This window comes from Paraburkholderia sediminicola, assembly GCF_902859805.1.
GTDB lineage: Bacteria > Pseudomonadota > Gammaproteobacteria > Burkholderiales > Burkholderiaceae > Paraburkholderia > Paraburkholderia sediminicola.
Map to the genome: position 1 here is coordinate 133,840 of NZ_CADIKC010000004.1, position 18,884 is coordinate 152,723.

Here is an 18,884-nt window from a genome sequence, read left to right on the forward strand (position 1 = left end):
GCCGGTGATCGTCAGGGGTGTGACAGGAAGCGCGCGTCATGGTTCGGCGCAATCGTCCAAAGCATGAGCTTGCGACACGTATGCGTCGCTTTCGTGTAGGCACACGAAGCGTCGATAGGGAAATGGCCGATCCGATTGCCGACCCGAACGTTGGCTAGCGCCCGTTCGATGGTGTGTTCGTTCTTTCGCGGATGTTCCAGTTGAAGGCCTTAGACCGGCTCTTTCTCTTTCCGCTGTGGTGGCTGGTAGCGCCATTTGCTCGCATTGGGATCGTTGCGCGTGTCGTCGCGTTCGCGTTGCTCGGCGCGCGCTTCATCGGCGCGGCCCAGCTCAGCGCGGCGGTCGCGCACGGCGCCAGGCGAATCGGACTGACGCAACGGCGACGGCGAGCGTCGCGGAGCAGGTACTGGTGACATGGTGCCTCCCTTTTCGAGGATGTGGAACAAATCAACGTTTCTTGCCAGTCCAACGGCGGTCTGGGCGGTGCAGGAGACGAAGCTGACGCAGGTACATCGAAGCGCCGAACATCAGCGCCATGCCTGCTACGATGCCCCAGATTGCGGATGTCATGATTTTTCCTTGCCCCGCCGGCCGCACTGCGTTTGATCGCCTGCGACGTGAAACTGGGCATCCGATTGAGCACGCAGCCGATTTTGATCAAATAGGGTTATGACGCGTGCCAAGCAAGGATCATGCGCTCAATTGGCCGCCGTGTCTGTACGATGTTGGACCGTCCGGCTGACGGGCGCGCTGGCGCGGCGGAACTTGCCGCTCTTGCGCCAGGCTTTAAGTGAGCATTAAGTGAATGCGATTAAGCTCTTTACGCTAAATGCGCGACGGCGAGCCGCATCTGGCGCGTGCCCTGCTGCTCGCCCTTTATCTGAACGGCCATCATGTCGACATCCAGCCGCCTCAAAGGGCCCCTGATTCTCCTTCTTTCGCTCGTGTTGTTGTGTGCCGGCGTCGCCGTTCTGGTGGGCATATTCGGCCTGCTGGTCAAACTTACGGGCCTTGGCTAGCAAGCCACTGAAGGGGGGGCGCTGAAAGGCAGAAAGTCTAGGCGCCCCCAACTGCCCCGCCGCTGAGAAGCATATCGACGTCGATATCAGCTAATTCCCCAATCCTTTCGATGGTCACATCCGCGGGCGGATTGCTGGAAATCTCCCTGGAATCGAATGCGTAGTGCCCCTGGCGAGGAAAAACCGTAGTCAGCGTCTCGCCCCAGGCCTTCTTCATGGCGGTCAAAATCCGCAATTTGTCGTCCACCATCACATAGTGCCGGGCCGGATAGCACTCCATCACCTGATCGAGCATCTGCTCCTTATGGATGTAGATCAAAACCCGCCCCCCGACCTCTTCCCATAGGCCCGAGCGGGCGATCTTACGCGGCTGGAACACCACATCGCCGTCGGACAGAATCACCGCAGGGCCCCATTGCGACACATGTTTGATCGCATCCAGTGCGCCGGGATACAGCCGGTTCGCAAACGGATACTCGATCAGAAACGACGACATCAACAACAGACGGGTATCCCGGGTGTGCTCCTGCCGGTAGCGCTGCAACGCCCCAAGGTAATCGGCGTAGCCCAGTTCCTTGCGCAAATCTTCAAAGATTTCCCAGTAACGCGCGCTGTTCTGCGCACCGAACTCCCGGATCATGTGAGCACGTAAATCGGCCAGCACATGATCGTTGTCCAGCAACGTGTTATCGCAATCGAACAGAAAGACGACGTCGTGAGGCTTGGTATTGGAGGCTGGCATCGCGGCTCCCCTGAATTAGCTCTTGTGTCCATCGGCCGGCGTGGCCGCTTTCTCGACGTGGCCGCCGAAGTCGTGCCGCATGGCCGACAACACCCGGTTCGCAAAATCCGCCTCGCCCCGCGAACTGAAACGCGCGAATAGCGCCGCGCTCAGGACCGGCGTGGGCACGCCTTCGTCGATCGCTGCCGCCACCGTCCAGCGCCCTTCGCCCGAATCCGATACGCGCCCTGCGTAGCTCTGCAGATCGGCGTCGCTGACAAGCGATCCTGCGATCAGGTCCAGCAGCCACGAACCGATCACGCTGCCGCGCCGCCACACCTCCGTGACCTCGGCGAGATTCAGATCGTATTGGTAAAGCTCGGGACGGCGCAGCGGCGACGTTTCGGCATCGGCTTCGCGCGCGTGTTTGCCGGCATCGGCGTGACGCAGAATGTTCAGGCCTTCGGCATAAGCGGCCATCATGCCGTATTCGATACCGTTGTGGACCATCTTGACGAAGTGCCCCGCGCCCTGCGGGCCGCAATGCAGGAAGCCCTGATCGGCCGTGCTGCTGCCGGCTGTACGCCCCGGCGTGGCCGGCGCCGCGCCTGCGCCAGGCGCAAGCGTCGAGAAAATCGGTTCGAGCCGTTTCACCACCTCAGGCTCGCCGCCGATCATCAGACAGTAGCCGCGCTCACGTCCCGCAACCCCGCCGCTCGTGCCCACGTCCACATAGTGAAGCTGACGCTTCGCCAGTTCTGCGCTGCGGCGAATGTCGTCATGGTAATAGGAGTTGCCGCCGTCGATCACAATGTCCCCGGGCTCCAGCAAGGGCACGAGGTTCTCGAGCGTTTTGTCGACCACCGCGGCGGGCACCATCAGCCACACCGCGCGCGGCTTTTGCAGTTGCGCGACGAGGTCTTCCAGCGAGGCGGCACCCGCGACGCCGTCCTGTTTCAGCTTTTCCACCGCCGCCGGTTGCACGTCGTAAGCGATGCATTGCTGACCGCCCTTTGTCAGGCGGCGCACCATGTCCGCGCCCATGCGTCCCAATCCAATCATGCCTAGCTGCATATCTCGCTCCGGAAAGTGTCTCGTTGCGCTGCTCGATCTGGCTCGGTGTGCTGCGGCCATGCCGCGCGCTTGGCATGCGGCAAGTGGCTCTCCTAACTGTAGTTGCGTTTCGGGTGATGCGACGGACACACGGTAGCAGGGTCGCACCGTTCATGCAGTGAATCGCGCTTGCCCGTGTGCATCGAACGACGATACGCTTCTTTGCAGAGGTTTTGCGCGGCCAGAAGTTCCGGACGTGCATCGGTGCGCGCTGTAGTCATCGCGCAGGCTTGGATTTAGCTAACTGCCTTCTTACACTTCTGACACAGGATGAAGCGGGATGCTCTCGCGGGCGTCGTCGCATGTGGGCAATGGATCGGATCGGTTTGAGCGCACGAAGGGCGTGGCACGTGCGAACGGCAAGCCCTATCGCCGCCGCGCCTGGACCTTCTCGTACTGCTGGCGCGCAAAACGCCGCACCGCTCGCCACATGAGCGGATAACGATAACCCGGCACGGCAAACAGCACCAGCGCACAAAGCGCCAGCAATCCGCAGAACAGGAAGGTGCCGCGATAGCTGAATGCCTCGACCAGCAAACCCGACAACACGCCTGAGAGAATCGAGCCGACCCGCGCTGCGTTGAAGAACAACGCCGTCGCGCGGCCCGGCGCGTGCGGCATCAGATCCTGCACATAGACCATGCCGAGGCACGACGTCACCGCAACCACGAACGCGTTGAGTATCTGCATCGGAATCAGCACGTGGACGCTCCCCGCCATCGACATTGCGACGAAATACAGCGCGTGAACCGCTGCGCAGGCAGCCAGCCAGTTCGGCTTGTGCAGCGTCGACGACTTCGCGCCGAGCGCGAGCATCATCGGAATTTCCGTCAAGGCGCCAAGGCCGAGCATCACCGACACGTCGAGATGCGTGCCGTTCAGGCCGTGCACGATGTAGAGCGGCAGCACGATCATGGTGGCGTTCGCGGCAAGCCCGAGCAAGGTGAGCGCGGCCACGGCACGGCGGATGTCGTTCTGCGAGGCGACGCCCGGCAAGTCCTCATGCGCCTCTTCACCGGGCGCGGTCAACGGCGGCACCGTGATCGAGGCCGACGGCTCCGAGGCCGTGTCTTCCACCGTGTGATCGCCCAGATGGCCTTGCGGCTCCCGCATGCGCCAGACGATGGTTGCGCAGGCCGCGAAACTTGCCGCGGCGAACAGGAAGAGCCCATAGAAGCCGGCGCCGGCGAGCACCAGTGCGCCCACCGACGGCCCGAACACCCACGCCGCGGAGAGGATGGTCCGCAAGGTGGCGCTGGCGAACGCGCGCTCCGCAGGGTCCGGCACCGGCAGCGCCGCGCGGCTGAACGAGAACACCATCGAGATAGCCGAGCCGCCCGCGCCGATGAAGACAATGCCGACCACCAGCAGCAGCCGGTAGTCACGCACTACGCATAGACAGAGATAACCGAGAGCGGCGGCCACCAGTGCTGCCAGCAGCAACGGCCGATGCCGTCCGCTCGCGTCGCTCCAGCGGCCGGCGAAGGTGCTGGCGAGCACGCCGCTGGCCGCGATCAGCGTCATGAAGATGCCAAGTTTGAGCGGCGTCATACCGGCGCGCTCTACGCCGAACAGCGACAGATACGGCGCGGTGAACGACATGGCCACACCGAGCATGAGCGTGGCGGCGGCCAGCGGCTTGAAGCCAGGAATATGCAGCAGGTCGAAAAAACGGGAGGTTTTCAACACGGGTGGCGGTGGATCAGGGAAAGCGAGTCTGCGACGCGTGGTGTGCGGCGCAGACCTCGTGGCCGGAACAACCGGGGCATTATCGGCCTAGCTTGCGGACGCGTAAACCTGCGCCTCCGCATCCCAAATCTGTGTTGCGCGCCGTTGCGGACACGCTGAAGGCATGGACGACGCTACTTGCCGTCCGTTGAGCGCATTTGCTGTGCTTGCGCCTTGTAATCGTAGGTCGGATAAAACTCGGTGCGATAGCCGCCCCACGCTGTCGTCTCGATGGCCCGGTTGACTTCACGCAGACGCCTTGCCGGCACGCGCAGCGTGACGACCTGGCCGATGCCCATCATGACGTACCACGACACCACCTCGATACCGGGTGGCGGAAAGGTCTTGAAAAATCCTTGCGCGCGCAACTGATCGTTGATTTTCGGCAGCGGCCTGGATTCGTCGTGACGCAGGAAGATGGTGAGCAGAAAGGTGTCGTCGGGAGTGGCGGCCGACGCGGCGGATGGCATGGCAGCTTGTGCGCCTGACGCGACCGCTGTGCCAGGGTCAGCCGTTGGTGCGACCGCCGGATCGGCGCTGTGCGCGAACGGCGCGGCACAAAGCGACGAGATAAGCGCCGCGCATAACAGGCCGCGGCGGAGCATGGCGCGAGGTGTGGCAGACGGGGCAAACGTGGCAAACATGGCAGACATGGCCAACGGGGTGGAGGTCCTTACGGCAATTCCGATCTGCATCGAATATCTCCATGACAGGGTGAGAAGTCCTGGCGGCCTGCCTCAGGGGATCTGCTCAGGGGGACGTGCATGAGTGGTTTGAGCTTGAGCACTATCTGCTCCCACCGAACCGCCCTCGCCCGCCGGACGCACAACAACGTATCCGCGCTGCTCGAGCGTCCAACGGTGCCACTGGTTGCCATAAGCACCACAGGCAACGCCGAACAGCACCGACAGCACCAGCCCGATCGTGCCGATCGTTTCACCCCACAAGCCCGAAAAAAACAGCAACGTGTTGACCGCCAGCATGATGAAAGTGGCAAACCACATTCTCTTCGACATGGCCCAGACGAAGCCCAGCAGCAACGCGCCCCAACTGAAACCCGTGGCGAGCGCGACGGTTTCATCCTTGCCGGGGTGCCGAAGGTAGATCTTTTCTGCCATGTCCTTTCCTGAATACGATGATGCCTTGAGAGCGAATCATGACGTTTAACATGTCACGCTTGCAAGAATATGCGTTTGTGTGAAATTTGCGCGAAGAAGCACCCGCAGGTCGCTCTCAAACAGCGAGATACATCTCACCAAATTTTAGTTGCCTTGCTAACCATATTGAGTTTCAATAGCGCCATGTTCGATCATTGCCTTTACTTCAATTCATCCGCATTGGCGCGGCTTGCCGAGCGCGAATGGGGTCTGGTGTACGCCGAATTCGGGCTGACGCCGCCGCAGGGTTTCGTGCTGCGCGTCGTGCTGGCCACGCCCGGTTGCCTGAGCAGCCAGGTCGCGGATCTGCTGGGCATCGCCCGCCCCACTGCCACGCGGCTGATCGATAACCTGAGCGACAAGGGCTTGATCGAGCGCCGTCAGGGCGAAACCGACGGCCGCGAATGGCGCGTGTATGCCACGCGGGCCGGCAAGGCGCTGGACCGGCCGATCAACGAGGCCAGCGCGCAAATAGCCAAGAATCTTCGGGCGAAGATTGGGCCCGAGTTGTTTGGAGCGGCCGTTAGCTCCATGCACGGCGTGCGAAAAGCGCTTGGATAAGGTAAGGCGCTTTTTTTTAACCAGATAGTTGTCTTGCTAACTATAACGAGAGGCGTAAATGGATGATCTGGCGAGTCAGCACTGCACAGCGATCCGTAAGGGTGCAAGGGTTTCTGCCGGCCATGTGCGGTGGCCGGCAAACTGGATTTTTGGCGGCGTGATCGGGATTGCGCTCTGTGTCCTGCTCGGTATTGCGATTGCCTGCGCGCCCGCTGCAGTACGCAGCAACAATGAGCGTTGTTTGCAGGCGCTAGCCGAGGAACAACACGTAAGCGTCGAGGACTTTTTCCAGAACCCCGCGGGTCAGGACGCTTTGGCTCAGGCGGTCACGCAATGCACGAGGTAACAGGTTCTGCGCTTCGGGCGGCTTCGTGGGTTTGCCTGCGCACAGAGAACTGCCACCCGCACTGACGATCCTGACCATAGCTGCTACTCTTACAAAAATCGACGGGCAGCGAAACTCCGCGACAGTGGAAAGCCCTGCCGGCACAGGTAAAAAAGCACCGGAGCACTCATGGCAACCCGAACCGCCTATTCCCCCAAAGCGCCCGCACGAGCCGAGGTCGACGCCTTCCCGGGCGTCACGGTCATAGAATTCGGCACGGACTGGTGCGGCTACTGCCAGGGCGCACAAGCATCGATCGCGAAAGCTTTCGAACCGCATGCCGGCATCAGGCATCTGAAAATCGAAGACGGTCCTGGCCGCCCGCTGGGCCGGTCCTTCAAGGTGAAACTCTGGCCCACGCTGATCTTCATGCGCGACGGCGCCGAAGTCGCACGCATTGTGCGCCCGGCGAACGCCACCGAGATAGCCGAGGCTTTCGCGTCGGTCTGACAAGACTTCATCCGCTAACCGGATTACTGGGAGCACACTTCATGGATACCCGTAGCGAGCTGCAAGCCACCGTCGATGCAATGGCCCAACCCGGCAAAGGTCTTCTCGCCGCCGACGAAAGCGGCCCGACCATCGCCAAACGCTTCAAGACGATCGGCCTCGAATCCAGCGAGGAAAACCGCCGTGCCTATCGCAACCTGCTGCTGACCACGCCGGGTCTCGGCGAATTCGTGAGCGGCGTGATCCTTTACGAAGAAACGCTCGGCCAGAAAGCGGACGACGGTACGCCTTTTCCGCAACTCTCCGCCAGGAACGGCATCGTGCCCGGTATCAAGGTGGACCTCGGCAAGATTCCGCTCGCGCTTGCCCCGGGCGACGAAATCACGGAGGGCCTCGACGGCCTTGCCAGACGTTTCGTCGATTACAAGCGGCAAGGCGCGCGCTTTGCGAAATGGCGCGCGGTCTACAACATCACGGCGAGCCTGCCGAGCCGCCTCGCCATCGAAGCGAACGCCGACTCGCTCGCGCGCTATGCGGCCATCTCGCAGGAAGCGGGCATCGTGCCGATAGTCGAACCCGAAGTATTGATGGACGGCGATCACACCATCGGGCGCAGCGCTGAAGTGACCGAGGCCGTGTTGCACGAGGTCTTCAACGCACTGCACCGGCATCGCGTGGTGCTCGAACACATTCTGCTGAAGCCGAGCATGGTGCTGGCGGGTTCTGAACACGCGCAGCAATCGTCGACCGCGGACATCGCCGCGCACACGGTGCGGATACTCAAGCGCACGGTGCCCTCGGCGGTGCCGGGCATCGTGTTCCTGTCCGGCGGGCAAACGCCGGAAGAAGCAACGGCCAATCTCGATGCAATGAATCGCCTCGGGCCGCTGCCGTGGAATCTGAGCTTTTCGTATGGTCGCGCGTTGCAGGAACCGCCGCTGCAAGCGTGGAAAGGACAAGCGAGTAACGTCAAGGAAGCCCAGGCGGCACTGCTCAAGCGCGCCCGTCTGAACAGCGCGGCGGCGCTCGGCAAGTACGACGCTTCGCAGGAAAAGAGCTAGTCCCACGACGAGCGGTCCGCCAGTGCCGCGCTTGTCAAAGCGGCCCTACGGTTCGCAAACAACCAGCGCGTGCAGCTCGTCGATATTGAAGGGTTTGGCGAGTATTGCTACGCCGAGCCGGCGCGCCCGTTCGAGTTCGTCGGCGTAGCCGGTCATCAGCGCGATCTTCTGCGCCGGCCACGCGCTGCGTACTTTCTCCGCGAGGTCGATGCCGTTGAGCTTGCCCGGCATCTGTATGTCGGACAGCACGAGTTCGAACGTCGCGCCGCCGCTCAGCACGTCGAGCGCCTGGTCGGCGGTCGGTTCGTGCCGCACCTCGCAACCGAAGGTTTCCAGCACGGCGGCTACGCCGGCCGCCACATCTTCGTTGTCTTCCACCAGCAACACGACGCCCATTGGCGCAGGTGCCGGCTGTTGCGCCGTTTCTACGTCGGGCACTGTCGCCTTCTGCCGATCGCGATAGCGCGGCAAATACAGTCTGACCGTTGTGCCGCTGCCCGGCACGCTGTCGATTTTGGCCGTGCCGCCGGCCTGTTCGCACATGGCAAGGACCTGGGCGAGGCCAAGGCCCGAGCCCGAGCCGCGCAGCTTGGTGGTGAACAGCGGCTCGAACGCGCGACGCGCGACGCCTTCGGGCATTCCTTCGCCGTCGTCGGAACAGGCAATCAGCACGTATTCGCCGTCAGGCAGCAAGGTGTCGCTGCCCACCAGACGGTTGTTCTGGCAACGGATCACAAACCGGCCACCGCGCGGCATCGCATCGCGTGCGTTGACCGCCAGATTCATGATTGCGAATTCGAGGTCGGTCGGGTCGGCCAGCACCTGCCAGACGTTATCGACCATGTTCAAGGCCATTTCGATGTTGTCGCCGAGCGCCGCGTCGATGAGTGGCGCGGCGCTCGGCAACCATCTGGCAAGGTTGACCGGTTCCTGCTTGAGCGGCTGTTTTTTCGCCACGCTCAGAAGCCGCCGCGTCAACGATTCCGCCGTGGCGGTGGCGCGCTCAACGGCTTGCACTTCTTTTTCCAGGTTGTTATAGCGCTTCAAACGCGCGAGTTCGGTGTTGGCCGACACCACCATCAGTAGATTGTTGAAATCGTGCGCGACGTTTGCGACGAGATTGCCGAGCGCACCCATGCGCTGCAATTGCCGGCTCGACGCTTCGGCCGAAAGACGCATGGCCACTTCGCCTTGCCAGCGCTCCCATGCGCGGCGCTCGTCGGCAAGTTGGCGCAATGAGAAAAACACCAGCAACCAGATCGCGACGCAAGGCACGGCCGTGATCGCCGCGATCGCCATGAAGTGTTCGCGCCACGCGGCGCCGATTGAGCCTGTTTCGTACGCGCTCATCACATAGAGCGGGTAGTCGCCGACGCGCCGAAATGCCAGCAGCCGTTCGACGCCATCCACGGTTGACGTCAGACGGATGTGGCCGAATAGCTGTTTGTCGCGCAATGCCGCGGAGAACGCGCTCTGATGGGTAGGTTTGGCGCCGCTCGGCCATGCCGGATAACGCACCAGCAAGCTGCCGTCCTGGCGGTACAGCCCTAACGAGAGCGACGTATCGCCATTCGTCAGTTCACGGTAGAAGCGTGAAAAATAATCGGTGCGCAACGCGACGGATACCACGCCCAGGAATTGTCCGTTCTCGCCTGAGCGACCGGTTGCGGTGTTGAACACATTGGTTTGCGACAGCGGCCCGAATAAGGGTAGTGAGAAATAGGGTTGCGGCCGCATGGCCTTGGCAGCAGTGAAATCTTCACGTTGACTATTCGACATGGCCGGCGCCGGATAAGCGCGGCTCGACACCAGCAACTTTCCATCCGCACCGAGCAGATAGATCGACGCGACCTGCGGAAAGTCGCCGCCGATCTGCCGCAGACGGTCGTGCAAACCGGCCTCCTGCGTGCGAATCTGCGCGTCATTGTCGTTGCCGAGCAAATCGACGATGCGCGAGGCCATCTGCTGGTTGAGGTCCAGCACCTTGACGGCCTGTTCCTCGGTGACGCGCGCGAGCCGGTCGATCATGTCATTCGAATCGGCAATCCGGCGCTGATAATCGAAATACCCGTAACCCGCGAGGCATGCCAAAGGAAACGCAATCGAAACCGCGAGCACGATCAGAAGCACGCGCCGTGTCGCCGCGAAATTACGCGACGGCATGGGGAAATCGACTGCGACACGTTCGGCACGTTGCAAGGTCACGATCTCCATGAAAAATGAGTACAGGTCGGGCGGTCGCGCACAACACGCCCCGCGTTGTTCGTGCGCTATTTCATCTCCCGGAATTTACCGCACTTCCGCCGTTCTCCATAGCGTGGCTCATGTCGAAAACGACGCACGTACGGTTAGCGATAGTCAGGCACACGCATTGCTCACGGGGGGCATCCATTGGTAGGCCGTTCACGGCGTGCTGCAGCGCGGCGAATATAGGGTGTTTGCCGATATAGCTGGCAACGGTGCGCGGAACATTCAGGTGGTTGATTCCGGGTAGATCTCATTTAGTCAGACGTAACAAATCACGTAAGTCGCACGCGTCGACGTCCGCGGGGCGTCGACGATGCAACTCGCTTCTGTATCTCAGCATTGTGTTTCAATGCCACTTCCGCGTTGACGTGTAAACCGGCGCATTGTCACTTCTTCGACGCCCCAGTCACCGGCCCGCTTTCTGTCGGCGGCGCTTCCTTCTCGATCTCATCGCGCGCCTGTTCCCAGTACTCGTCAGGCGTGCCCTTCGGATCGCTCGCCTGCTGCCAAAGATAGTAAGCGCGTGTGCGAATCTGTTCTTCTTTAGACGTTGCTTCCTGTTCCATTTGTGTTTCCTGTTCCATTTGATCACCCCTCGGTTAGAGCTGACGAAGACCGATATCGGCTGTACCGCGCGCCCGTCGAGGGGAACGACGGGCGCACAGCTATCCGGAATCGAGCAAGCGCTATACCTGGGTACGACCACTTAAGCGAAGCTCCAGCCTCGTCACGTTCCGGGCGGATGTTCGCTTTCGTCAGTGGTAAGTTGTTCTTCCAGGCGATCAAACACGCGTTGTGTTGCGCGGCTTGGCGCGTCAAGTGCGAACAGCAGCAATGAACGGCCTGTCACCTGATACGCGTCGCCGGCGCTGAATTGCGGCAACTCTGCGCGCACCGGCATATTCGTATCCAGCAGACAGGTCCACACATCGCCCTCGGGAACGTCGGGCAGCGTGAAATTGACCACGTCGTGATGCGCGTTCAGCACTAGCAGCAAGGTCGCATCCGACGCGGGACGTCGAATGCCGCTCTCCTGAGCACGTCCGTCGATCACGAGGCCGAAGCAGCGCATCGACGGATCGTCCCACTGTTCCTGCGAAAGATCCGTGCCGTCCGGCGAAAGCCAACGCGCGTCGGTCACGTCGAGCGCCTCGTTATATTCGCCGCTGAGAAAACGACCGCGACGCAGTACCGGCAGTCGATGGCGCAGCGTGGTCAGATTCTTGACGAACTCGATCAGTGTGCGGCCGTCGTCGTCGATGCCCTCCCAATCGACCCAACTGATCTCGTTGTCCTGACAATATGCATTGTTATTGCCCTTCTGCGTGCGGCCGAATTCGTCGCCCGCGAGGATCATCGGCGTGCCTTGGGAGAGCAGCAACGTAGCCAGCAGATTGCGTTTCTGGCGCTCGCGTTGCTGCCGGATTTCCGGATCGTCCGTCGGCCCTTCGCTGCCCATGTTCCATGACTTGTTGTCGGAGTGGCCGTCTTTGTTGTCTTCGCCGTTGGCCTCGTTGTGCTTGTCGTTGTACGAGACCATATCGTTGAGCGTGAAGCCGTCGTGCGCGGCGACGAAGTTGACGCTGGCCCACGGACGGCGCCCGCGATGGTTGAACTTGTCGCCCGAACCGGTGAGGCGTTTGGCAAGGTCGGGGACCTCCCCTTCGTCGCCCTTCCAGTAGCCGCGCACCGTATCGCGAAAGCGATCGTTCCATTCGGCCCAGCCGGGCGGAAAGCCGCCCACCTGATAGCCACCCGGGCCGCAGTCCCACGGCTCGGCGACCAGGCGCACGGCGGAGAGCACCGGGTCCTGCCTGCAACTGTCGAGAAAGCCGCCGCCTTCGTCGAAGCCGTGCGTTTCACGGCCGAGAATCGTGGCGAGGTCGAAACGGAAACCATCGATCTTCATCTCCGTCACCCAGTAGCGCAGGCTGTCGGTAACCATCTGCAGCACGCGTGGATGAGACAGATTGAGCGTGTTGCCGGTGCCGGTATCGTTGATGTAGTAACGCGGCTCGTCGGGCATCAGGCGATAGTAAGACGCGTTGTCGATGCCTTTGAAGGAGATCGTCGGACCACGCTCGTTGCCTTCCGCGGTGTGGTTGTAGACCACGTCGAGAATGACTTCGAGGTTGGCATTGTGAAAACGGTCCACCATCTCCTTGAATTCGCCGACCGAATCGATCGACGATGCGAAGAAGCGCGGATCGGCCGCGAAGAAGCCAATCGTGTTGTAGCCCCAGTAATTGGTAAGGCCTTTGTCGAGCAGATGGCTGTCGTTGACGAAGGTCTGAATCGGCATCAGTTCGACCGACGTAACGCCGAGGCTCCTGATGTAATCGAGCACCACTTGCTGGCCGAGTCCTGCGAATGTGCCACGCAAATTCTCCGGTACATCGGGATGACGTTTGGTAAAACCGCGCACGTGCGTTTCATAGAAGATCACGCGCTCCCAGGGCAGCGCGTTGCGTTCCGGGTGACTCCACGAAAAGTTGGCATCGACCACCTTGCACTTCGGCACAAAGGGCGCGCTGTCGCGCTCGTCGAATGACAAATCGCCCTCCTCCGAATCGAGCGTATAACCGAAAATTTCCGGCGCCCATTTGAGCTCCCCAATATGAGCTTTCGCGTAGGGATCGAGCAGGAGTTTGTTCGGATTGAAGCGATGTCCGTTTTCCGGTTCATAGGGACCGTGGACCCGATAGCCGTACACCGCACCCGGTTTCAGGTTCGGCACAAACACGTGCCAGACCTCGTCGGTGTATTCCGGAAGCTCGATGCGTTCGATTTCCGTCTCGCCGGTTTCGTCGAACAGACAGAGTTCGACGGCGGTTGCATGCGCTGAGAACAGCGCGAAGTTCACGCCGCTTCCGTTCCACGTCGCACCAAGCGGGAAAGGCGTGCCTTCCGCGATGCGCGTCGAATAGCTGGCTTGGGATGACATAGGGATTCCTGTAAAAGCTTAGGGCGCTCGGATACGCGTTTTGAATGCGCGAGCGTGCTTCGTCAGCAAGTTATGGACCCGAGCGTTGTGCAGCGGAACGCAGCTGGAACAAGGCGCCCTTCAGGCGACTACGGAAAAACGCAGGGACGTCGTGTGCAAGCACGGCACACGACGCGTTTGCCGTGCATGAATGGAGACGGGAATGACGCGGACTAAAGAGCGGCCGCAGAACCGGTTAACCGGCGAGAACTTCGAAGAGAAAATAACGCAACGGGCATGATTGCACCGTCTTTACTGCGGTCCCACAGTATGCAACGCGGCAGCCGACTCGAGCACGCGCAAGAGCCGCTCCGGTGTCAGCGGTTTGGCACAATGGGCGTCGAAACCAGCGGCCTTCGCGCGCACCTTGTCTTCACGCGAAGCAAACGCCGTACAGGCCACCAGCAGCATGTCCGAAGTCAACGGGTTGGCCCGCAGGCGGCGAGCCAGCTCGAGGCCATCGAGGCCGGGCATCTTGATGTCGAGCAGAACGGCGAACGGTTGCCACTCGCAGGCCATGCCGCAAACGGCGAGCGGATCGCAGAGCGCGCGGCACTCGAAGCCGTCGGCGTTCAACAGCATCTGCAAAGCTTCGGCCGCTTCCCGGTAATCGTCGACCACGAGCACGCGACGGTTTGACGCCATCGCATACTGAATAGTCCGCCAAACCACGACGTCATCGCTCTCGTCCATCCTGTCGTCGAACGTCACCCTGGTCTCCTGGCTTCTTTCTGGTGCCGCTTCTGGGCATCGAGGAATATGGGAGCAAGATTCGCTCCCACCGCGCGGCAAACGCTTATCGCTCGCCAGGCATACGCTTCGGTTTTCGCCACGCCGCGCCCGATTCGCCGCTGCTCATGCGCTACCACCTCACCATAGCGCAACGGGCGAAATGCCGCTTCCTGATTTATGCTGTCTTGACGCCCCCCGACACATCGTGCGCAAGCACGGGATATTGCGTTGAAATACAGATGAAACGCACTTCCCCCGTGCATGCCGCCCTTGCTGCGTGCATTGCGCGTAGCTTCGTATTCACCGCGACATCATCGGCCCGTTGTATACGATCGAATATAGTCACGTCGAGTTGGGGAAAACACGCAAGCCTGAGTTGAAGAAAAACGCGAAATTTTGTCGGAAAACGGCGTCGCATTGATAACCCTGGCTGCGGGTTATCCCGCACGGTCGCCGGGGTGGCTGCGTTCTTGCTACGAATATACGGTAGGTGCTGACCTTGCCGGCAGGTCCGCGGAAAGCCCGCCGCAAGCCCGATACGCACACCGTGAGGACCCATGCCAACCATCATCGATGAGCACGCGCTGTATGTGGCGAAACATCCCGGCACGTTTGTGCTGCAGACGTTGAAAGCCTTCCGCGCGAACCAGGGTTTGCTGCTCGCGGGGGCGGTCGCGTATTACGCGCTATTGTCGATTGTGCCGCTGATGATTCTTATCGTGATCGTATTGTCGCGGCTCGTGCCGCAGCACGTGCTGCTTGCAGCGCTAGGGCATCTGTTGCAGTGGCTGGTGCCGGGGCAATCCACTGCGCTGGTACGCGAGCTGGCCAATTTTCTGGCACATCGCGCGGTGATCGGCTGGGTGTTGTTGCTGACCATGATTTTTTTCAGCTCGCTCGCATTCACGGTGCTCGAGAATGCAATGTCGTTGATTTTCGTACACCGGGTGGTGGTTCGGCGACGACACTTCCTGCTCTCTGCGCTGCTGCCCTATTGCTACATTCTCTTTCTCGGCATTGGATTATTGATCGTAACGTTTGTGTCGAGTGGTCTGGAGGCCGTCGGGGCCGAAGGTGTCGAACTATTCGGCCTGCATGTTTCATTGCAGGGATTGTCGCGCGTGGTGTTGTATCTGCTCGGCCTCGCGGGCGAGGTTTTCGTGTTGACGTCGATCTATATGGTCATGCCCGTTGGAAGACCTTCCCTCAAGCATGCGCTGTTCGGCGGAATCGTTGCCGCCGTGCTGTGGGAGATCACCCGGCATGTGCTGGTCTGGTATTTTGCAACGCTGTCGCAGGTCAGTGTGGTGTATGGGTCGCTGACCATGGCCATCGTGATCCTGTTCAGCCTGGAGTGGCTCGCTACCTTGCTGCTGTTCGGCGCGCAGGTGATTTCGCAATACGAACGATTTGGGCTTGAGCCGGCTGACGCACCGCCCCAGGAAATCAAAACGGCGTGAGGGATATCGCCGCTTGCAGTTGCACATCCTGCGCGGCCTAACGGCAAGACTGCGGTAACATTGCCCCATTACCTGCGGGGCCTGGCGTATCCGCCGCTTAGGCCCGCAGGCCTCAGGACTCGGTAATGAGCATCGGCAAGCGCAATAACGTGAAAGTTTCCGGTTCCGGCCAACGGACCATGGTGATGGCGCACGGCTTCGGCTGCGATCAGAGCATGTGGCGCTACCTCGCGCCGTCGTTCCATGGCCAATACAGAACCGTGATGTTCGACCTCGTCGGCAGTGGCGCTTCTGATCTGTCCGCCTATGACTTCGACAAGTACGGCTCGCTGAACGGCTATGCAGCCGACCTGATCGAGATCGTCAATGATGTCGCCGCCGAGGGGCCCGTGGTGTTCGTCGGCCACTCGGTCAGCGCAATGATCGGCCTGATCGCCGGTCTCGAAGCGCCGGACCTCTTTGCCGCGCACATCCTGGTAGGTCCGTCGCCATGCTATGTGAATGAAGGCGACTATGTCGGCGGCTTTTCGCGCGAAGATATCGAAGACCTGTTGCGCACGCTCGAAAGCAATTACCTCGGCTGGTCGAGCACAATGGCGCCGGCTATCATGGGCGCGCCCGAGCAGCCCGAACTCGGCGTCGAGCTGACCAACAGTTTCTGTCGCACCGACCCTGAGATCGCGAGGCACTTCGCCCGTGTCACGTTTCTCTCCGATCACCGCGCGCTACTACCGCGCATCGTCACGCCTGCGCTGATCCTGCAATGTAGCGACGACATCATCGCGCCACGCTCGGTCGGCGAATACATGAAACGAATGATGCCCGCCAGCACGCTGCACATCATCGAGAACGTCGGCCATTGCCCGCATCTGAGTTCCCCCAGCGCTAGCGCCGCGGCCATGCGCGCCTTCCTCGAGCCGATGAGTCTGTAAGACAATGCAAACCACGGACCGTCCGCTGCCGTCTGCCGATGCGTTGTTCGAGCACGCCGCCTGCGGCCTGCTCGTGACCGACACCGACGGCTGCATCCTGCGCGTGAACGCGACGTTCTGCGGTTGGCTCGGCTATCAGGCGGTTGAACTCGCCACCACAAAGCACATTCAGGACCTTCTGACCACCGGCGGCAAAGTGTTCTACCAGACGCACTGGGCGCCGCTTCTGCAGATGCAAGGCTCGGTGGCCGAGGTCAAACTGAACATGATGCATCGCGAAGGCCACGTGGTGCCGATGCTGCTCAACGCCGTACGCCGTTGTCATGGCGAAGCCACCTATGTCGAAGTGGCGGTGCTGATCGTTGCGGATCGCCACAAGTACGAGCAGGAGTTGTTGCTCGCGCGTCGCAATGCGGAAGCGTCTGTCGCCGCGCATCAGCTCGCGCAGAAAGAGTTGCAGGAAAGCCGCGATGTGCTGAGCCTCGCCATGCGCGGCGCGCGTATGGGTGCCTGGTCGCACGAGCCGAAGTCGGGCAAGTTCTGGTGGAGCCGCGAGCTCGAAGCGCTCGCGGGCTACGCCGAGGGACGGTTTGCGAAAATACCCGATGGCTTTTTCGAACTGATTCATCCCGGCGACCTGATTGCGCTCAACGAGGCGGTCGATCATGCGGTGAAAAGCGGTGACGACTACGTCGCCGAGTTCCGCTTCCTGCATGCGAGCGGCGACTGGTGCTGGATGGAAGGCCGCGGCCGCGCCACTTATGACAGCCACGGCGAGCCGATGATGATCTATGGTCTCGGCATCGACGTGACCGAGCGCAAGGAAGCACAGACCGTGCTGCTGCGCCAGGCGGCGATTTTCGAGCATCTGAGCGACGCGATCGTGATCACCGACCTCAGGGGGAACATCACTGATTTCAACGTTGGTGGAGAACGCATGCTGGGTTATCGCATGCGCGAGATTCTCGGCAAGCCGATCTCGATGTTCCATCCGCCGGAAGATGCGCTACGCATCCGGCGAGAAGCGTTCGCCGGCCTCGCTGCAGACGGCACCTGGCGCAGCGAGCTGACCTTCGTGCGGCGCGACGGCTCGCGTGGCGTGTGCGAAACGGTGGTCAAGCCGCTGGCAAATGCGCGCGGCGACACCTATGGCGCGGTCAGCGTAAGCCGCGACATCACCGGGCGCAGGCGTGCCGAACAGCAATTGCAGCGTCTGAATCTGGAACTCTCAAAGGCCGACCGCCGCAAGGACGAATTTCTCGCCACGCTCGCGCATGAGCTGCGCAATCCGCTCGCGCCGATGCGCAACGTGCTGGAAATTTTGCGTCTGAAAGAATTCGCCGACCCGCAATTGAGCTGGTCTCGCGACGTGTTCGACCGGCAATTGCAGCACATGACGCATCTGGTCGACGACCTGCTGGAGGTGTCGCGCATCACGCAGGGCAAGCTCGAATTGCGCAAGCAGCGGCTCGAACTCGCGCGTGCGATGCAATCCGCCATGGAAGCGGCGCAGCCCACCGTGCAGGCCTCGGCGCATCATCTGAGTATGACCTTGCCGCGCGAGCCGCTCTATCTCGACGCCGACCCCACGCGCCTGTCGCAGATGATCCTGAACCTGCTGAACAACGCTGCGAAGTACACGCCGCCCGGCGGCAGCATCTCGCTCGCCGCGGAGCGCGAAGGCGATGAAGCGGTGATTGTCGTACGCGATTCCGGCATCGGTATTCCGCGTGAGCATCTGGACAGCGTGTTCGAAATGTTCTCGCAACTCGCCCCGGCGCTCGATCGCTCGCAAGGCGGTCTCGGTATCGGTCTCGCATTGGTACGCGGTCTCGCCGAACTGCACGGCGGCACGGTCGCCGCATTCAGCAGCGGTCCAGGCAGCGGCAGCGAGTTCGTAATCCGTCTGCCGCTATCGAAAGCGACCCCGCAGCAATCGGAGAATGCGCCGGCCGAGATGCCACGCACGGCAGGCTTGCGCGTCGTGATCGTCGACGACAATGCGGACGCCGCCGATAGCCTCGCCATGGTGCTCGAACTCGAAGGCCACGAGGTGCGCACTGCCGGCGACGGCATCGCCGGGCTGGAACTGATCGGCGAATTCGCGCCGCAGGCGGTGATTCTCGACATCGGCCTGCCGCGCCTGAACGGCTATGAATTGGCGCGGCGCATTCGCCACGAGCACCATGACGCCGGCATTCTGCTGATCGCCGTTACTGGTTGGGGTCAGCAGCAGGACAAACAAACCGCTGAAGAAGCGGGCTTCGACCATCATTTCACCAAGCCTGTCGATCCGCGGGAATTACAACGCGTATTGAGCCGTTAATGAAAAGAA

General features: G+C 61.3%; 19 protein-coding genes. 8 read left to right on the forward strand and 11 right to left on the reverse strand.

Going from position 1 to position 18,884, the window contains the following annotated elements:
* Window positions 1-209: 209 nt before the first annotated feature.
* Together R8871_RS16610 and R8871_RS38705 are read right to left on the reverse strand one after the other, a co-directional pair.
* Window positions 210-416 carry a hypothetical protein gene (locus R8871_RS16610; protein WP_093644221.1) on the reverse strand — a complete coding sequence of 69 codons (207 nt, stop codon included), beginning with the start codon at window positions 414-416 and terminating at the stop codon, window positions 210-212.
* Window positions 417-447: 31 nt separating this feature from the next.
* Window positions 448-570, reverse strand: coding sequence for a hypothetical protein (locus R8871_RS38705; RefSeq protein ID WP_268959032.1), 123 nt, complete (start codon window positions 568-570; stop codon window positions 448-450).
* Window positions 571-893: 323 nt separating this feature from the next.
* Here R8871_RS38705 and R8871_RS38710 point away from each other — a divergent pair, with 323 nt between their 5' ends.
* A complete protein-coding gene (locus R8871_RS38710; protein WP_281370236.1) occupies window positions 894-1,019 on the forward strand; it encodes a hypothetical protein in 126 nt (41 codons plus the stop codon).
* A 37-nt stretch (window positions 1,020-1,056) separates the two neighbouring features.
* On the opposite strand, the gene R8871_RS16615 is transcribed toward R8871_RS38710, so the two are convergent.
* The 5 genes from R8871_RS16615 to R8871_RS16635 form a co-directional block, all read right to left on the reverse strand.
* Window positions 1,057-1,761, reverse strand: coding sequence for an HAD family hydrolase (locus R8871_RS16615; RefSeq protein WP_175051429.1), 705 nt, complete (start codon window positions 1,759-1,761; stop codon window positions 1,057-1,059).
* Between the two features lie 15 nt (window positions 1,762-1,776).
* Entirely contained in the window at window positions 1,777-2,874 is a 1,098-nt protein-coding gene (gene gnd, locus R8871_RS16620; RefSeq protein ID WP_175051430.1) for a phosphogluconate dehydrogenase (NAD(+)-dependent, decarboxylating), read from the reverse strand.
* A gap of 345 nt (window positions 2,875-3,219) precedes the next feature.
* The gene (locus tag R8871_RS16625; RefSeq protein ID WP_175051431.1) at window positions 3,220-4,542 is read right to left on the reverse strand and encodes a sugar efflux transporter; all 1,323 of its coding nucleotides are present in this window, start codon (window positions 4,540-4,542) and stop codon (window positions 3,220-3,222) included.
* Window positions 4,543-4,715: 173 nt separating this feature from the next.
* On the reverse strand, window positions 4,716-5,186 hold the full coding sequence (locus R8871_RS16630) for a hypothetical protein (RefSeq protein ID WP_175051783.1): 471 nt from the start codon (window positions 5,184-5,186) through the stop codon (window positions 4,716-4,718).
* Window positions 5,187-5,318: 132 nt separating this feature from the next.
* Window positions 5,319-5,699 (reverse strand): DUF2628 domain-containing protein, encoded by a 381-nt coding sequence (locus tag R8871_RS16635; protein WP_175051432.1) that lies wholly within the window; start codon window positions 5,697-5,699, stop codon window positions 5,319-5,321.
* 69 nt (window positions 5,700-5,768) lie between these two features.
* Here R8871_RS16635 and R8871_RS16640 point away from each other — a divergent pair, with 69 nt between their 5' ends.
* The 4 genes from R8871_RS16640 to R8871_RS16655 all read left to right on the forward strand — a co-directional run bounded on the left by R8871_RS16640 (window position 5,769) and on the right by R8871_RS16655 (window position 8,195).
* Window positions 5,769-6,299, forward strand: a complete 531-nt coding sequence (locus R8871_RS16640) for a MarR family winged helix-turn-helix transcriptional regulator (protein WP_246287603.1) — start codon at window positions 5,769-5,771, stop codon at window positions 6,297-6,299.
* A gap of 58 nt (window positions 6,300-6,357) precedes the next feature.
* Window positions 6,358-6,645 (forward strand): hypothetical protein, encoded by a 288-nt coding sequence (locus R8871_RS16645; RefSeq protein WP_175051433.1) that lies wholly within the window; start codon window positions 6,358-6,360, stop codon window positions 6,643-6,645.
* 168 nt (window positions 6,646-6,813) lie between these two features.
* Window positions 6,814-7,134, forward strand: a complete 321-nt coding sequence (locus tag R8871_RS16650; protein WP_054035427.1) for a thioredoxin family protein — start codon at window positions 6,814-6,816, stop codon at window positions 7,132-7,134.
* A 41-nt stretch (window positions 7,135-7,175) separates the two neighbouring features.
* Window positions 7,176-8,195 (forward strand): class I fructose-bisphosphate aldolase, encoded by a 1,020-nt coding sequence (locus R8871_RS16655; RefSeq protein WP_175051434.1) that lies wholly within the window; start codon window positions 7,176-7,178, stop codon window positions 8,193-8,195.
* 45 nt (window positions 8,196-8,240) lie between these two features.
* Here R8871_RS16655 and R8871_RS16660 read toward each other — a convergent pair whose 3' ends face one another.
* From R8871_RS16660 to R8871_RS16675, 4 genes are all read right to left on the reverse strand, one after another.
* Complete coding sequence (locus R8871_RS16660) at window positions 8,241-10,394, reverse strand: hybrid sensor histidine kinase/response regulator (protein WP_175051785.1); 2,154 nt, start codon at window positions 10,392-10,394, stop codon at window positions 8,241-8,243.
* 434 nt (window positions 10,395-10,828) lie between these two features.
* Complete coding sequence (locus R8871_RS16665; protein ID WP_175051435.1) at window positions 10,829-11,008, reverse strand: DUF2934 domain-containing protein; 180 nt, start codon at window positions 11,006-11,008, stop codon at window positions 10,829-10,831.
* A 161-nt stretch (window positions 11,009-11,169) separates the two neighbouring features.
* The gene (glgX, locus tag R8871_RS16670; RefSeq protein WP_175051436.1) at window positions 11,170-13,386 is read right to left on the reverse strand and encodes a glycogen debranching protein GlgX; all 2,217 of its coding nucleotides are present in this window, start codon (window positions 13,384-13,386) and stop codon (window positions 11,170-11,172) included.
* 291 nt (window positions 13,387-13,677) lie between these two features.
* Complete coding sequence (locus R8871_RS16675; protein ID WP_175051437.1) at window positions 13,678-14,136, reverse strand: response regulator; 459 nt, start codon at window positions 14,134-14,136, stop codon at window positions 13,678-13,680.
* 578 nt (window positions 14,137-14,714) lie between these two features.
* Here R8871_RS16675 and R8871_RS16680 point away from each other — a divergent pair.
* From R8871_RS16680 to R8871_RS16690, 3 genes are all read left to right on the forward strand, one after another.
* A complete protein-coding gene (locus R8871_RS16680) occupies window positions 14,715-15,617 on the forward strand; it encodes a YihY/virulence factor BrkB family protein (protein ID WP_175051438.1) in 903 nt (300 codons plus the stop codon).
* A gap of 125 nt (window positions 15,618-15,742) precedes the next feature.
* Window positions 15,743-16,549: an alpha/beta fold hydrolase gene (locus R8871_RS16685; protein WP_175051439.1), complete on the forward strand. Its 807-nt coding sequence runs from the start codon at window positions 15,743-15,745 to the stop codon at window positions 16,547-16,549.
* Window positions 16,550-16,553: 4 nt separating this feature from the next.
* Window positions 16,554-18,875, forward strand: a complete 2,322-nt coding sequence (locus R8871_RS16690) for a PAS domain S-box protein (RefSeq protein ID WP_175051440.1) — start codon at window positions 16,554-16,556, stop codon at window positions 18,873-18,875.
* Window positions 18,876-18,884: the final 9 nt, after the last annotated feature.

Excerpts from the sequence above, each read along its gene's own strand:
- R8871_RS16645 (WP_175051433.1), top strand. The coding sequence starts at position 6,358 with ATGGATGATCTGGCGAGTCAGCACTGCACAGCGATCCGTAAGGGTGCA.
- gnd (WP_175051430.1), bottom strand. The coding sequence starts at position 2,874 with ATGGCCGCAGCACACCGAGCCAGATCGAGCAGCGCAACGAGACACTTT.
- R8871_RS16690 (WP_175051440.1), top strand. The coding sequence starts at position 16,554 with ATGCAAACCACGGACCGTCCGCTGCCGTCTGCCGATGCGTTGTTCGAG.
- R8871_RS38710 (WP_281370236.1), top strand. The coding sequence starts at position 894 with ATGTCGACATCCAGCCGCCTCAAAGGGCCCCTGATTCTCCTTCTTTCG.
- R8871_RS16665 (WP_175051435.1), bottom strand. The coding sequence starts at position 11,008 with ATGGAACAGGAAGCAACGTCTAAAGAAGAACAGATTCGCACACGCGCT.
- R8871_RS16650 (WP_054035427.1), top strand. The coding sequence starts at position 6,814 with ATGGCAACCCGAACCGCCTATTCCCCCAAAGCGCCCGCACGAGCCGAG.
- R8871_RS38705 (WP_268959032.1), bottom strand. The coding sequence starts at position 570 with ATGACATCCGCAATCTGGGGCATCGTAGCAGGCATGGCGCTGATGTTC.
- R8871_RS16685 (WP_175051439.1), top strand. The coding sequence starts at position 15,743 with ATGAGCATCGGCAAGCGCAATAACGTGAAAGTTTCCGGTTCCGGCCAA.
- R8871_RS16610 (WP_093644221.1), bottom strand. The coding sequence starts at position 416 with ATGTCACCAGTACCTGCTCCGCGACGCTCGCCGTCGCCGTTGCGTCAG.
- R8871_RS16630 (WP_175051783.1), bottom strand. The coding sequence starts at position 5,186 with ATGCTCCGCCGCGGCCTGTTATGCGCGGCGCTTATCTCGTCGCTTTGT.
- glgX (WP_175051436.1), bottom strand. The coding sequence starts at position 13,386 with ATGTCATCCCAAGCCAGCTATTCGACGCGCATCGCGGAAGGCACGCCT.
- R8871_RS16615 (WP_175051429.1), bottom strand. The coding sequence starts at position 1,761 with ATGCCAGCCTCCAATACCAAGCCTCACGACGTCGTCTTTCTGTTCGAT.
- R8871_RS16635 (WP_175051432.1), bottom strand. The coding sequence starts at position 5,699 with ATGGCAGAAAAGATCTACCTTCGGCACCCCGGCAAGGATGAAACCGTC.
- R8871_RS16655 (WP_175051434.1), top strand. The coding sequence starts at position 7,176 with ATGGATACCCGTAGCGAGCTGCAAGCCACCGTCGATGCAATGGCCCAA.
- R8871_RS16680 (WP_175051438.1), top strand. The coding sequence starts at position 14,715 with ATGCCAACCATCATCGATGAGCACGCGCTGTATGTGGCGAAACATCCC.
- R8871_RS16640 (WP_246287603.1), top strand. The coding sequence starts at position 5,769 with ATGCGTTTGTGTGAAATTTGCGCGAAGAAGCACCCGCAGGTCGCTCTC.